Here is a 13,875-nt window from a genome sequence, read left to right on the forward strand (position 1 = left end):
CTGAAAATATTTTCCGAGGGTTCAGACACGGGGCTCCACCGACAGCCAATAGCGGGTCAGGCTGTTGATGTTCAGCGGTAACGTGTCGCTGAGCAGGCGCAGGCTGGCGTCGGTGTCGCGCAGGGAAAACGCCCCGGACACGCGCATCGCCGCGACGTCCGGATGGCAGCGCAGCACGCCTCGGCGATAGCGGCTCAGTTCGCCGAGCAATTCGTCCAGCCGCATGTTGCTGGCCAGCAGCATGCCCTTGTCCCAGGCCAGGCTGGCGGTGTCGAAGGTTTCGGCGCTGTCGAAGCTGTTGAGCTTGAAGCGCTGGCGCTCGCCGGCCTTGAGAATCGCATTCTGCTTGAGCAATTGCGGGGTGATCTGAACCTGGCCTTCGAGCACCGACACCTGGCTGCGCGAACCTTCGGTACGCACGCAGAACCGCGTGCCGAGCGCACGGGCGAGGCCTTGTGGGGTTTCGACGATGAACGGGCGGGCGGCAGCATCGCTGGCGGTGTTGATCAGCACTTCGCCATTGAGCAGCAGCACCCGGCGCTCGGCCGGGCTGTAAGCGATGTTCACGGCGCTGTCGGTGTTGAGCAGCAATTGCGTGCCGTCCGGCAATTGCAGGTTCTTCTGCTCGCCGACGGCGGTGCGCTGGTCGGCGGTCCATTGCTCCCACGGCACATGCTGCGAGGCAATGCCCAGCGGCCCGGCCATCAACAGCAAGCCGAGGCGGGTGAGGGTCTGGCGACGGCTCAGACCCTCCTTGCGGGACGCGCGTTTCAAGGTCTGGATCGCGACGTTGGCCGGCACGCTGCGCAAATCCCCCAACAACGCTTCGGCCCGCTGCCAGGCAATGGCGTGCTCGGCGCTGCGGGTGCGCCATTGGGCGATGGCCTGATGGTCGGACGGGGTCGCGGTGCCGGAATGCAGTTGCACCAGCCAGTCGGCGGCTTCGCCGAGAATCTGCGGATTGATCATCGACGAATTCATCAGGCGACACTCAGGCAGGCAATGAACGCGGCACGCATGTGGCGTTTGACGGTGATCAGCGAAACACTCAGGCGCGTGGCGATCTGCGCGTAGGTCAGGCCTTCGATCTGCGACAGCAGGAAGGTCTCGCGAGTCTGCTCGGGCAGTTCGCGCAGCAGTGCTTCGATGCGCCACAGGGTTTCGAGAATCAGGTAGCGGGTTTCCGGCGACGGCACTTCAGCGGCGGGCAAGTGCGCGATGGTTTCCAGGTACGCGCGCTCCAGGTCCTGACGCCGCCAGCGGTCGATCACCAGCCCTTTGGCGATGTGCGTCAGCAGCGCCCGTGGCTCGCTGCCCAGCGGCTTGATCACCTGGCGAGTGAGCAGGCGCAAAAACGTGTCGTGCGCCAGGTCGGCCGCATCGCAGCGACTGCCCAACTTGCGCTGCAGCCAGCCCTGCAGCCACCCGTGGTGTTCGCTGTAGAGCGTCTGGACTTGCTGATTCAACGGCTGATCGAGTGACGACATGAAGGGCAGATACTCGTTTCGGGCGTCCGTTGCCAGAGATGCAATCGAGAGTGCGATTAGGGTGCAATTAAGAATTGATCGCATTCTAGTGGCGCAGAACGAGTGCTGGCAATTGCCCTTTCACACTTTCTTTTCCGACGCCAAACGAGTGGCCTACCCGACTTCCGGGAGATTGGCTATTTGCCTGGCCCAACCCCGGGACTACCGTAGCCACACATTCATTTGCCCCGGAGAGTCGCCATGAAACCTCGTATCGATTTCTACACCGCGTCCCCAGATGCCCTGAAAGCGATGATCGCCCTGGAAACCGCTGTCTCCAAACTACCGTTGGAAAAGACCCTGATCGAACTGGTCAAGCTGCGTGCTTCGCAGATCAACGGCTGCGCGTTCTGCATCGACATGCACACCGCCGACGCGATCAAGGGTGGCGAAACCCCGCGCCGGTTGTTCGCCGTGACCGCATGGCGTGAAGCGCCGTTCTTCAGCGAACGTGAACGCGCCGCGCTGCTGTGGACCGAAACCCTGACCCAGTTGAGCCTGACCCACGCCCCGGACGAAGACTATGAAGTGGTCGCCGCCCAGTTCTCGCCCAAAGAAATGGTCGATCTGAGCGTCGCGATCAGCACCATCAACAGCTGGAACCGTCTGGCCGTGGGCTTCCGTAAGACCCCGCAAGCCTGATCGATCAATGTGCATCGGCACTCGGCGCGGCCGGTGGCTGCACCTTGCGCATCAAGGGCACCATCGCCGTGGCGATGCCGAAGCACACCATGATCATCAGGAACGTGTCGCCGTAGGTTTGCGTCTGCGCTTCACGGTAAGTCAGCAGCCATAACTGACGCAGGCTGGCGGTGAGGCCGACGTCGCCGCTCTGACCCAGCGCGGCAAAGTTGCCGCCGACCTGGGCCAGCCACTGATTCACCGCTTCGTTGCTGCTGTTCAGATGCTCCGCCAACCGCGTGAAGTGCAGGTTGGTGCGGTCGTTGAGAATGGTCGCGCACGCGGCAATCCCGATTGCACCGCCCAGGTTGCGCATCAGGTTGAACAGGCCCGACGCATGCTTCAGCCGCGCCGGTGCCAGACCACCCAACGTCAACGTCACCGCCGGCGGCACCGCCAGTTGCTGGGCAATCCCGCGCAGGGCTTGCGGCAGCATCAATTCTGCGGCGCCCCAGTCGTGGGTGATCGGACTGAATTCCCACATCGACAAAGCGAACAACGCCAGGCCCGCCATCATGATCCAGCGCAGATCGACGCGATTGGCCAGAAAGGCGTACAGCGGAATCGCCATGATCTGGAACACCCCGGTGGAGAAAACCGCCAGACCAATGTCCAGCGCGCCGTAGCCGCGCACCCGGCCGAGAAACAGCGGCGTCAGGTAAATCGTCGCGAACAGGCCAATCCCGGTGACGAAGGAAAAAAAGCAGCCGAGGGCGAAATTGCGATCCTTGAGCGCGCGCAGATCGACGATCGGATTGGCCACATGCAACGTGCGGCCGATGAAGGCCAGCCCGGCCAGGCCACTGATCCACGCGGTAGTCAGAATCGTCTGGTCACTGAACCAGTTCCAGCGCGGGCCTTCTTCGAGGGTGTATTCCAGACAACCGAGAAACAGCGCCAGAAACGCCATGCTCAAATAGTCCGCGCCCTTGAGCAACGAGAGTTCCGGCCGGTCGATCTTCACCAGCATCGGCACGGCCACGGCGACGAAAATACCCGGCACCAGATTGATGTAGAACAGCCAGTGCCAGGACGAAACGTCGGTGATCCAGCCACCGATCACCGGGCCCAGCGTCGGTGCCAGCGAAGCCACGGCGCCGATGGTTGCGGCGGCAATCACTCGCTGTTTGCCGGTAAAGAAAAAGAACGCCGTTGTGAACACCAGCGGAATCATCGATCCGCCGAGAAACCCTTGCAACGCGCGGAAGGCGATCATGCTCTGGATGTTCCAGGCGATGCCGCAGAGCAGGCTGGCCAGGGTGAAACCGACCGCTGATGCGCAGAACAGCCAACGTGTGGAGAACACACGCGACAGCCAGCCCGACAGCGGAATCACGATGATTTCGGCGATCAGGTAACTGGTCTGCACCCACGCCGTTTCATCGGTGCCGGCAGACAACCCGCCGCCGATATCACGCAGCGAGGCCGAGACGATCTGGATGTCCAGCAGCGCGATGAACATGCCGATGCACATCGTGGCGAAGGCGAACACCTTGGTCGCCGTCGCCATTTCGGTGGCATTGAATGGCTGCGCGGAGGCGGTGAGGGCGGTGCTCATGGCGCGCTGGCCACGGCGGTGGTTTCAGGTTGGGGGCGGGTGTCGACTTCAGCCGTCACCGACAGGCCCGGACGCAGGTGGCCGAGCACGCCGTCCGCCGGGTCGAGCAGGATCCGCACCGGTACTCGCTGGACGATTTTGGTGAAGTTGCCGGTGGCGTTTTCCGGCGGCAACACGCTGAACTGCGAACCGGTGGCCGGGGCGAGGCTGTCGAGGCGGCCGTGGAATTGCTGGCCGGACAACACGTCGGCGCGGATGCTCACGCGCTGGCCGGGCTTCATCCGCGCCAATTGGTCTTCCTTGAAATTGGCATCGACCCAAAGACCGCTGGCCGGCACCACCGACAACTGTTGCGAACCGGCCTGGGCATAAGCGCCGACCCGTGCGCGACGGTTGCCGATCACGCCGTCGACCGGGGCGCGCAGTTCGGTGTAGCCGAGGTTGAGTTGCGCCAGATCACGCTCGGCCCGGGCTTGCTGGAGGGCGGCGCGGGCCTGTTGTTTCCGGGTTTCGATCACGGTGAGCTGGCGTTGCGCGGCCAGCAGTTCGGCCTGGGCTTTGGCGCTCAAGGCTTGCGCGGTCTTGAAGGTGGCGTCGGCCCGTTGTGCGCTTTCCACCGACACTGCATTGGTGGTCACCAGGCGTTTGTAGCGTGCGTTGTCATCCCGCGAACGGGCGGTTTCGGCGCTGGCGGCATCAATGCCGGCACGGGCCTGACCGATCACCGCTTGTTGCAATTGTTCGGTGGCGTCGAGGTTGGCCAGCAGCGCTTCCTCGGCGGCGACCGCGCCTTCGGCCTTCGCCAGATTGGCGCGGTAGTCGCGGGCGTCGAGGCGGATCAGCACGTCGCCGGCCTTTACTTTCTGGTTGTCGCTGACCAGCACTTCCTCGATGTAACCGGCGACTTTCGGCCCGATCACCGTGACGTCGCCGCCAATGTAGGCATCATCGGTCTCTTCGAGAAATCGCCCGGCGCCCCACCAATGCACGGCGTACAACCCGGCGAATACCAGCGCGGCCATGCCGGCAGTAGGCAGCAGCAAGCGTTTGAGCAGGGGCGGTTTGGGAGTGCTGACCGGAACGGCGAGGTCGGGTTCTACGGTGGGCATGCTGGTCATGGCGTAATACCTGGGAAAGCGGAGTGGTTATTACGTCCGTAATATGACGCGAGTAATATTTTGTGGCAATTGATTTTTATCGCCGGTCGTCAGATGGAGGCGTTTAAAAAAGCTGATCATTTGTTTAAGAAATGTAAGCGCTGTAGGAAGCGTCTTGCATTTGCGTAGGAAGGCTCTGACTATCACCGCTATTGATGGGGTGGCATTAAGCCAGTTGATTGCAAGGATGTTGAGTGACGTATTTGCTTTGCGCTGTTTCTCGTAGTCGTTCCATGCCTCGCCCGCTGTTTTCGGCCTTGTTGTTGAGCGTGTGTGCGCCCAGCGTTCTCGCCGCCGAAGCTCCAGTCCTTGGCCAGGAGGTGCTGCGCCAGCAGCAACAGCAACAGCGCGACTTGCAACAACTGCAACTCGAACAGCGCAAGCGGCAACTGGAGCGCGGCGCGTTCGGTCCGACGCCTGCCACCCCGGCCATTCCTGAATCGATCAACCCCGACGAACGCTGCTGGCCCCTGAGCGGTACGCGCATCGGCGGCGTCACGCTGATCGATAAAGACAAGCTCAACGCTCGCGTCAAACCGCTGCTGGCGCCGTGCATGGGCGTCGGCCAGATCAACCATTTGCTGGCGACCATCACCGCGCTGTACGTGGAGAAGGGCTATATCGCCAGCCGTCCGTACCTGAGCAGCGCGCCGGCGGCGGGGCAGTCGCTGGATATTCTGGTCGACGAAGGCTACATCGAGTCCATCGAGCTGGCCGACCAGAGCCTGCCGGTGTCCCTCGGCGGTGCATTCCCCGGCATGCTCGGCAAGCCGCTGAACCTGCGGGATCTCGAGCAGGGGCTGGATCAATTGAACCGTCTGCGCTCGCTCGATCTGACCGCCGACATCGCTCCCGGCAGCCAGCCCGGTGCGTCAAAAATCATCCTGCGTTCACGTACTTCCGGGCAGTCACGCTGGGCCCTTGGTGCCGGTTTCGACAACCTCGGCAGCGCCAGCACCGGCCGTGATCGCGACACGCTGAGCCTGACCCTCGACAGTCCGCTCGAACTCAACGACCTGTTGAGTCTTAGTGCCAGCGACACCCTCAATCAGGGCGACCGCTACAGCCGCAACGCCAGCCTCTATTACGCGATCCCCTACGGCTACTGGACGTTCAGCACCTTCGCCAGCCACGCCGAATATCGCGCGCCGTTCAAGCTCAGCACGCTGACTTTCCACAGCACTGGCATCACCGATCAGCTCAGCCTGCGCGCCGACCGCGTGTTGTGGCGCGACCAGAGCCATCAGCTCAGCGCCAACCTGCAACTGGCGCACAAGGACGTCGACAGTTATCTGGAAAACGTCCGCCTCGGCATTCAGAGCCCGACCCTGACCGTGGCCGAGGCCGGGCTCAATCTGTTCTGGCTCGATCGCGCGGTGTGGAACCTCGACGTCAATTACGCCCAGGGTTTAAGCGGGTTCGGTGCCGACGACGATGCCGATCGCCAGGTCAAAAACCTGCCCAAGGCACAGTTTCGCAAGTACCGCGCCGGCCTCAGCCAGTGGCGCAACGGCCAGCTCGGTGCGCAAGCCTGGCAATGGCAGAGCCAGCTCAATTTGCAGTACAGCCCGGATCCGTTGCCGGCGATCGAACAACTGCTCGGTACCGACGATTCCGCCGTGCGCGGTTACCGGGTCAGCAGCGCGTCCGGCGCCAGTGGCGCGATCTGGCGCAACACTCTGCGCCTGCCGCTACGCACCGATTTGCCGGTGCAGCTCACCCCGCGCGTCGGCCTCGACCACGGCTGGATCAAGGCCGATCACGGCGCGTCGGTTCAACGCCTGAGCGGTGCCAGCATCGGCCTCAACCTGGGCTGGAAAAACCTGCAAGTGGATGTCGATTACCAACGCAGTCTGACCACCCCGACCGGACTGCACCGCGAGCCTGAAACCTGGCTGATGCGGGTCGGATTGCAGATATGAACATCAGTGAACAACAGCCATCGGACCTGAGCGCGACAGCCGTGGCCTGTAACTCAACGCGCAACGTGATGCCGCACTACACGGAGAGTTTTTTATGCCAATGAACACCTTTGCGTTTCATCTTTCCCCACGGGGCAAACTGCGCTGGGCCATCGCCAGCCTGTTCCTGGTCGCTCATCTGCCGGGCGCCATGGCCGGCGGTGTGGTGGTCGCGCCCGGCCCCGGCGGCACCGCGCAATTGCAGACCCAGGGCGGCGTGCCGATCGTCAACATCGTCGCGCCGAACGGATCGGGCCTGTCGCACAACCAGTTCCTCGACTACAACGTCGACCGCCAGGGCCTCGTCCTGAACAACGCCTTGCAGGCCGGGCAATCGCAGCTCGCCGGGCAACTGGCGGCCAACCCGCAATTGCAGGGTCAGGCCGCGAGCGTGATCCTCAACGAAGTGATCAGCCGCAACCCGTCGGCCATCAACGGCGCCCAGGAAATCTTCGGTCGCGCTGCCGACTACGTGCTCGCCAACCCGAACGGCATTTCGGTGAACGGCGGCAGCTTCATCAACACGCCGAACGCCAATCTGGTGGTCGGCCGTCCCGAGCTGAACGACGGCAAACTGCAAGCGCTGAGCACCCGCGCCGCCACCGGCCAGTTGCAGATTCAGAGCGGCGGCCTGCGCAATGGCGAAGGCTCGATCAACCTGATCGCACCGCGCATCGACAGCCAGGGTGCGATTGCTGCGCGTGACCAACTGAACCTCACGGTCGGGCGCAATCAGATCGACTACGCCAGCGGCCAGGTGAAAGCCGTGGACCCGGCGGGCAACACTACCGATCAACGCATCGACGCCAGCCTGTTCGGCGCGATGCAGGCCGGGCGCATCAACATCGTCAGCACCGCCGAAGGCGCTGGCGTGAAGGTCGGCGCTGTGCAAGTCGCCGGGCGTGACGGTGTGCAGATTCGTTCGGCGGGCGACTTGAGCGTCAGCGGTCAGGCGACCCCGGACAGCCTCGACGCGACCCGTGCCGGCATTCGCAGCGGCCAGGGCGACGTCGGCCTGCACAGCGGCAAGGACCTGAGCCTGGCCGCCACTGATGTCAGCGGTCGCGACGTGAAGGTCGAGGCCAAACGCAACCTGACCTTGACCACTGTCGAAAGCCGCAAGCTCCAGGAACAGCGCGAAAACTGGAACAACAGCACCATCGGCATCACCTGGGAAACCTACGAGCGCAGCAAATCCGACAGCGATTCGCGCCAGCACGGCAGCCAGATCATCGCCAGCCGCGATGCGCAACTGTCGTCCGGCAAAGACACCGAACTGAAAGCCGCCAAGGTCGACGCGAAGAACAACCTCAGCGTGCAAAGCGGCGGTGACCTGCGCCTGACCGCCGCCACTGAAAGCCACATCTGGACCGATCAGGGCAAGCACCGCAAACACCTGTGGAAAGCCGATTGGGACAGCAGCAGCGAAGAGCAGCGCAGCGTCACCAGCCAATTGAAGGCCGGCAACATCGCCCTGCAAACCGCCGCACTGTTGCGCTCCGAAGGCGCCGAAGTCGACAGCGCCGGTGATCTGCAACTGGCCGGCAAACAGGTGGAAATCACCACCGCGACCCACACCCATCGCAGCAGCGACAATCGCTATTCCGGTGACCTGGTCGGCGGCGGTTTCTTCGGCAAGACCGGCGACGCCGACAAGGGCGAGACCCGGCATCAGGGCAGCAAGATCAACGCCGCCGGCAAACTGCTGGTCAAGGCTGACGATGTGCGCATCAGCGGCAGCCAGGTGCGTGGCGCCATGGACGCCAGCGTGATCAGCGACAACGGTTCGCTGACCATCGACGGCGTGCAGGACACCTCGCACAGCAACAACCACGACAAGGACAGCAAGTTCTTCGGCATCACCAAGAACGAGTCCCGTCAGAACAGCAAGGACAGCACCACGGTGCGCAGCGAGCTGGCGTCTGACAGCAATCTCAAGCTGAAAAGCGCCAGGGACATCGAAGTCGCCGGTTCCACGGTGAAGGCCGGCGGTTCGCTGACAGCGGATGCGGCCGGTGACGTGAATGTGCATTCGACGCAGAACACCCGTGACAGCAGCAACAGCACGCAAACCCGTGGCTTTGACGCCTACGCCAGGGAGCAGACGGCGGAGCAATATCGCGCCGGCGTGCATTACGAAGACAAGGCGCAAACCGTCACCACCAACGACGTCACCCAGCAAGGTTCCAGCCTCAGCGGCGGCAGCGTGCAAGTGACGGCGGGTGGTGACGTGACGCTCAAGGGCGCCGAGGTCAAATCCACCGGCGGCGACACTACCCTGAGCGGCAAGAACGTCTCGTTGCTGGCCGAGCAGGACAGCCACGGCACCTCGACCGAAACCCGCAGCATCGGCGGCGGTTTCTATTACACCGGCGGCCTCGACCGCGCGGGCAGCGGTGTGGATTTCTCGCACAGCACCTCGCAAGACACCACCGGCAAAACCACCGCGCAAACCACCGGCGTGCAGAGCAGCGGCAGCCTGAACATCATCGCTGACAAACTCGTCACCGAAGGTGCGCAACTGAAGGCCGGCAACGGTCTGAACGTCGCCGCCAACGAAGTCGACAACCGCGCCGCCCACAACACCGAGAGCAGCACCCACAAAGAGAGCAACTGGTCGGCGGACATCGGCGCCAACGTCGAGTACAAAGACATCGCCCGGCCGATTGCCGGCGCCGTGAAAGAAGTGCTCGACGGCAAGGTGCCGGACAAGGATGCATTGGCCAATCTCGGTCAGCCGAACGTCGGTATCGACCTGGCAATCGGTCACGCCAGCGCCGATAAAACCGGGCAGAGCAGCAACGCCGTGGTCAGCCGGTTCGACGGCCAGACCGTGGATGTGAAGGTCGGCGGCACGCTGCACGACCAGGGCTCGCAGTACAACGCCAGCGCCGGCAAAGTAAACATCAGCGCCGATAAACTGGTGGCCGACGCGGCCAGCAACACCCGCAGCAGCACCGACAACGAGGTGGATGCCAAGGTCGATGTGCGCGTCTACACCAAGACCGGTGAAGACGTGAACGTGGCCGGCAGCGGTGCGGGTGGCAGCAGCCAGTCGAGCAAGAACAGCACCACCGCAGTAGTCGGCGGTTACGCTGGCAATCAGGGTGTGCACATCAATGTCGGCGGCGATGCACAGTTCGAAGGCAGTCGTTTCGATGGCGGGCAGGGTGGTGTCAGCGTCAAGACCGGCGGTGATCTGGCCCTGAATCAGGCCAACGACCGTCAGAGCAGCGACAGCGCCAGCCTGCGTGGCAATGGCTCGCTGACCGTCGGCACCTTGCCGGGCACCGACGGCACCAACGTCGATCTCGGCGCCGGGTTCCAGCTCGATCACCAAGGCAACCAGACCACCGACAGCCAGGCGCACGTCGCCAGCCTCAGCGGCAACGGCCCGGTGCAATTGAGCAGCGGCGGCAATCAGGTTCAGCAAGGCACGAAAGTCGACAGCGCTGGCGCTATCGACCTTAAGGCCGGCGGCAAGCTCGACCTGCAAGCGGCCACCGACACCCACGTCGCCAACGGCAGCAATCTTGGCGGTGGGCTGAAGGCGGGCGGCAGCAAGAGCAGCAGCGAGAAGAGCCACGATCAGGGCGGCAACCTCAGCGGCAACTTCAACATCGGTCGGGTCAATGAGAACACGCAAACCCTCACCGGTGGCCAGCTCAACAGCCAGAACGGCATCGCGCTGAGCGGTGATTCGGTGCATCTGCAAGGCACTCAGGTCAGCGCCCTAAACGTCAGCATCGACGCGCAGAAGGGCGGCTTCGTTCAGGAATCCGCGCAGTCCACCGACCACCGCAACAACTGGAATGTGGCGTTGAGCGCCGGCGGCAATCTGAGCCAAAGCACACCAACCGCCGCCGATGAAAAAGTCAGCAGCGACCACGGCTTCAACGCCGGAGCCAAAGTTGGCGTGGATTACCTGCAAGGCACCACCCAGCAGAACAGTCAGATCAAGGCTGACACGGTGGTGTTGAACAGCGCGGGCGACACGAGCCTGAGCGGTGCGCGGATCGATGCGCGCAACGTCAGTGGCAAAGTGGCCGGTGATCTGTCGGTCGAAAGCCGTCAGGACTCCAGCAATCACGCCGAGGTTGATGTGGATCTGGGCCTGAGCGCCAAAAAGACTCCAGCCGACGACAAGGGAAAACTCGCGGGCACCGACTACAAGCCAATGCTGAAAGTCGAAGGCGAATACGCGCACAAGGACAGCATCAAACAGGCTTCCGGTATTAGCGGTAGCCAGGGTGTGAACCTCTCTGTCGGTGGCGCTACGCAGCTGACCGGCGCGCGGATTACTGCCACCGAAGGCAAGGTCGATCTGGGCGGTTCGAAGGTCAGCAGCACCGACCTGAGCAATCTCGACTACGGTGTGAAAGCCGGCCTGGACCTGCCACACAAAACCGAAGAAAACGCACCGAAGGTTTCCCTTGAAAACGGCAACCTGAAAGTCGGCCCGGTGACGCTTGGCGGTCATCTGGACAGTCAGCCACTCCAGGCAGGTATTGACGAAAAAGGCTGAGCCACCCTGCGTTCAGGGCTGCTCAGCCGGGGGGCTTGACAGCCCTGCAATAATGGAATGTGCACCGCGATCTGCGCGGTGCACTTGATCACGATGCAGAGGAAGGTTTCCATGGACAATCAAGCACTCAAGGCCTTGTTCGACCAGCAGTCAGCTGTATACGACAAACAGTGGAGCGGCATGGCGCCCTTGCGTGATGCCCTGTATTTACTGCTGGATTCCGTGTTCGCGGGCTTGCCGGCGAATGCCCGGATACTCTGCGTCGGCGTGGGCACCGGTGTGGAAATGGCGCATCTGGCGCAGCAGTTTCCCGGCTGGGAATTCACCGCAGTCGACCCTTCGGGCGCCATGCTCGACGTATGCCGTCAGCGAGCGAAAGAGGGCGGTTTTCTCGCCCGTTGCCGGTTTCATGAAGGCTATCTCGATACGCTGACGGATGAATCCGGTTACGACGGTGCGACCTGTTTTCTGGTATCGCAGTTTTTGCTCGATCCCCAGGCCCGTATCGACTTTTTCCATGAGATTGCCCGTCGTCTGCTGCCGGGCGGGGTTCTGGCGAATGCTGATCTTGCCTCTGACACCGCATCGCCGGCCTATGAAGCATTGCTGCGTCACTGGATGACGCTGATGGAATCGGCCCAGGTGCCGGCGCAAATGCTCGAGCGAGCGCGTCTGGCCTATGCCCGGGATGTGGCGATCCTGCCGGCGCCGCAAGTCGCCGGTCTGATCGAGTCGGCCGGGTTCGAGGCGCCGGTCCAGTTCTTTCAGGCGGGTTTGATGCACGGGTGGTTCTGCTCGCGCAAGGCAGAGATTAACGCGGGTTAGAGCGCTGGAGGGGTAGGGAAAACAGCTTCGTCGGCATTCCCGAGGAATACGTTGCTTCGGCTTAATAGGAAGCATTACTATTCACGCCCCTTTCCTCAGCGCGCCGCAATGATCCCCATGCTGCCCCGCAGACCCGGCTTTCTCGAGCATTACGAAGAGTTGATCGGCACCTGGACCCGTCGCCTGCGCAATCGCTCGCAGGCCGAGGATCTGGCGCACGACACCTTTGTGCGGGTGCTCGAATCCGATTCGTCGGCGGTGCAGCAACCCCGGGCATATTTGCATCAGACCGCGCGCAACATCGCGGTGGACGGCTATCGGCGGGAGGACCGGCGGGGTGCCATGGAGTCGGAGGCGATCGATCTCAGTGAGTCGCCGACCGGCGATCCGGAGCATTACATGCATGCGATCCAGCTGGCCGATTCCATCGAACGCGCGCTCACGGAGCTGCCGGTCAACTGCCGACGAATCTTCGTCTGGCAGAAGATCGAGGGCCTGACCCAGGCGGAAATCGCCGAACGCCTGGGCCTGTCCAGGAACATGGTGGAAAAGTATATGATCCGCACCCTGCGGCATCTGCGTGATCGCCTGGACGGGGCGCAATCATGAGCCGTGGCGTCTTTTCATCCCCAGCCAAACAGGACATTCCATGACGGATACTCGTGATTGCGCGTGCGGGCAAACAACGGTGCGTGATGACGCGGCACGCTGGTTTGTGCGTTTGCAGGAGCCGGCCATCAGTGTCGACGAACAGCAGCGCTTCGACGCGTGGCTGAACCAGCATCCGCAGCACCGTGACGAATTCCAGTTGCTGCAAGGCTTGTGGACGGCGGCGGATCTGCTGCCGGCGCCACGGCTTAAAGCTTTGTGCGAAACCCCGCCAGCGCGGCGCGAACGCCGTCCGTTGTTGCGTTATGCCGTGGCGGCCAGCGTGGTCGCGGTGGCGCTCGGGCTCGGTCTGTTCAGCGGTTTGAATCATCCGTCGGGTTACAGCGCTGAATTTGCCACCGGGCTCGGCGAGCGCAAGCATGTGGCGTTGCCGGACGGTTCAGTGATCGACCTCAACAGCCGCAGCCGCCTGCAGGTGCGTTTCGAGAAGGATCGCCGGCTCATCGAGCTGACCGAAGGCGAAGCGATGTTCAGCGTCGAGCACGACATTTCCCGCCCGTTCGTGGTCGAGGCCGGCAGCGGCAAGGTCACGGTCACCGGCACCCGCTTCGACGTGCGGCGTGACCTGACCCAGACCCGAGTCGCGGTGGAACAGGGCACGGTCAAGGTGCAGGGTCGTGATGCGGCGGATGCCGATTTCATCAGCCTGACCGCCGGCCTCGGCACGCGGATCGATGCCCGGGGCAAAGTGGCGCCAGCTTACGCGGTCAACCCGGCGGAACTGACGGCCTGGCGCAGCGGCAAACTTGTGTTCAACAACGCCAGCCTCAGCGAAGTCGCCGAGGAAGTGTCGCGTTATCGTGACAAGCCGCTGAAAGTCTCCAACCCCGCCGTGGCCAGTCTGCGCCTGACCAGCGTGTTCAAATCCGACAACACCGATGCCTTGCTCAAGGCCTTGCCGAGCATCCTTCCGGTGGCCGTGCGCACCCTTGCCGACGGCAGCCAGGAAATAATTTCAAAATAAAATTCAGGT

General features: G+C 62.9%; 10 protein-coding genes. 6 read left to right on the top strand and 4 right to left on the bottom strand.

All coding sequences use genetic code 11. The annotated features are described in order from the left end of the window. Positions 1-21: 21 nt before the first annotated feature. Together CAF73_RS28120 and CAF73_RS28125 are read right to left on the bottom strand one after the other, a co-directional pair. Positions 22-981, bottom strand: coding sequence for a FecR domain-containing protein (locus tag CAF73_RS28120; RefSeq protein WP_085705176.1), 960 nt, complete (start codon positions 979-981; stop codon positions 22-24). Next, positions 981-1,487: a sigma-70 family RNA polymerase sigma factor gene (locus tag CAF73_RS28125; protein ID WP_085705177.1), complete on the bottom strand. Its 507-nt coding sequence runs from the start codon at positions 1,485-1,487 to the stop codon at positions 981-983. The genes CAF73_RS28120 and CAF73_RS28125 overlap by 1 nt, the downstream gene beginning before the upstream one ends. Before the next feature lie 240 nt (positions 1,488-1,727). Between CAF73_RS28125 and CAF73_RS28130 the strand changes: the two genes are divergently transcribed. Further along, on the top strand, positions 1,728-2,168 hold the full coding sequence (locus tag CAF73_RS28130) for a carboxymuconolactone decarboxylase family protein (protein WP_085705179.1): 441 nt from the start codon (positions 1,728-1,730) through the stop codon (positions 2,166-2,168). 4 nt (positions 2,169-2,172) lie between these two features. Here the strand turns inward: CAF73_RS28130 and CAF73_RS28135 are convergent, their stop codons facing one another. Next, positions 2,173-3,765 (bottom strand): DHA2 family efflux MFS transporter permease subunit, encoded by a 1,593-nt coding sequence (locus CAF73_RS28135; RefSeq protein WP_085705181.1) that lies wholly within the window; start codon positions 3,763-3,765, stop codon positions 2,173-2,175. After that, positions 3,762-4,883 (bottom strand): HlyD family secretion protein, encoded by a 1,122-nt coding sequence (locus CAF73_RS28140; RefSeq protein ID WP_085705183.1) that lies wholly within the window; start codon positions 4,881-4,883, stop codon positions 3,762-3,764. The genes CAF73_RS28135 and CAF73_RS28140 overlap by 4 nt, the downstream gene beginning before the upstream one ends. 272 nt (positions 4,884-5,155) lie before the next feature. On the opposite strand from CAF73_RS28140, the gene CAF73_RS28145 reads away from it, so the two are divergent. The 5 genes from CAF73_RS28145 to CAF73_RS28165 all read left to right on the top strand — a co-directional run bounded on the left by CAF73_RS28145 (position 5,156) and on the right by CAF73_RS28165 (position 13,866). Next, positions 5,156-6,844, top strand: a complete 1,689-nt coding sequence (locus CAF73_RS28145) for a ShlB/FhaC/HecB family hemolysin secretion/activation protein (protein WP_176247779.1) — start codon at positions 5,156-5,158, stop codon at positions 6,842-6,844. Between the two features lie 94 nt (positions 6,845-6,938). Continuing rightward, on the top strand, positions 6,939-11,408 hold the full coding sequence (locus CAF73_RS28150) for a hemagglutinin repeat-containing protein (protein WP_085705187.1): 4,470 nt from the start codon (positions 6,939-6,941) through the stop codon (positions 11,406-11,408). 111 nt (positions 11,409-11,519) lie between these two features. Beyond that, a complete protein-coding gene (locus tag CAF73_RS28155; protein WP_085705189.1) occupies positions 11,520-12,233 on the top strand; it encodes a class I SAM-dependent methyltransferase in 714 nt (237 codons plus the stop codon). Positions 12,234-12,341: 108 nt separating this feature from the next. Then, positions 12,342-12,842, top strand: coding sequence for a sigma-70 family RNA polymerase sigma factor (locus CAF73_RS28160; protein ID WP_011335117.1), 501 nt, complete (start codon positions 12,342-12,344; stop codon positions 12,840-12,842). Between the two features lie 40 nt (positions 12,843-12,882). Beyond that, a complete protein-coding gene (locus CAF73_RS28165; protein ID WP_085705191.1) occupies positions 12,883-13,866 on the top strand; it encodes a FecR family protein in 984 nt (327 codons plus the stop codon). Positions 13,867-13,875 lie beyond the last annotated feature (9 nt).

Source organism: Pseudomonas sp. B15(2017) (assembly GCF_002113215.1).
Classification (GTDB): Bacteria; Pseudomonadota; Gammaproteobacteria; order Pseudomonadales; family Pseudomonadaceae; genus Aquipseudomonas.

Excerpts from the sequence above, each read along its gene's own strand:
- CAF73_RS28135 (WP_085705181.1), bottom strand. The coding sequence starts at position 3,765 with ATGAGCACCGCCCTCACCGCCTCCGCGCAGCCATTCAATGCCACCGAA.
- CAF73_RS28145 (WP_176247779.1), top strand. The coding sequence starts at position 5,156 with ATGCCTCGCCCGCTGTTTTCGGCCTTGTTGTTGAGCGTGTGTGCGCCC.
- CAF73_RS28130 (WP_085705179.1), top strand. The coding sequence starts at position 1,728 with ATGAAACCTCGTATCGATTTCTACACCGCGTCCCCAGATGCCCTGAAA.
- CAF73_RS28125 (WP_085705177.1), bottom strand. The coding sequence starts at position 1,487 with ATGTCGTCACTCGATCAGCCGTTGAATCAGCAAGTCCAGACGCTCTAC.
- CAF73_RS28120 (WP_085705176.1), bottom strand. The coding sequence starts at position 981 with ATGAATTCGTCGATGATCAATCCGCAGATTCTCGGCGAAGCCGCCGAC.
- CAF73_RS28160 (WP_011335117.1), top strand. The coding sequence starts at position 12,342 with ATGATCCCCATGCTGCCCCGCAGACCCGGCTTTCTCGAGCATTACGAA.
- CAF73_RS28150 (WP_085705187.1), top strand. The coding sequence starts at position 6,939 with ATGCCAATGAACACCTTTGCGTTTCATCTTTCCCCACGGGGCAAACTG.
- CAF73_RS28155 (WP_085705189.1), top strand. The coding sequence starts at position 11,520 with ATGGACAATCAAGCACTCAAGGCCTTGTTCGACCAGCAGTCAGCTGTA.
- CAF73_RS28165 (WP_085705191.1), top strand. The coding sequence starts at position 12,883 with ATGACGGATACTCGTGATTGCGCGTGCGGGCAAACAACGGTGCGTGAT.
- CAF73_RS28140 (WP_085705183.1), bottom strand. The coding sequence starts at position 4,883 with ATGACCAGCATGCCCACCGTAGAACCCGACCTCGCCGTTCCGGTCAGC.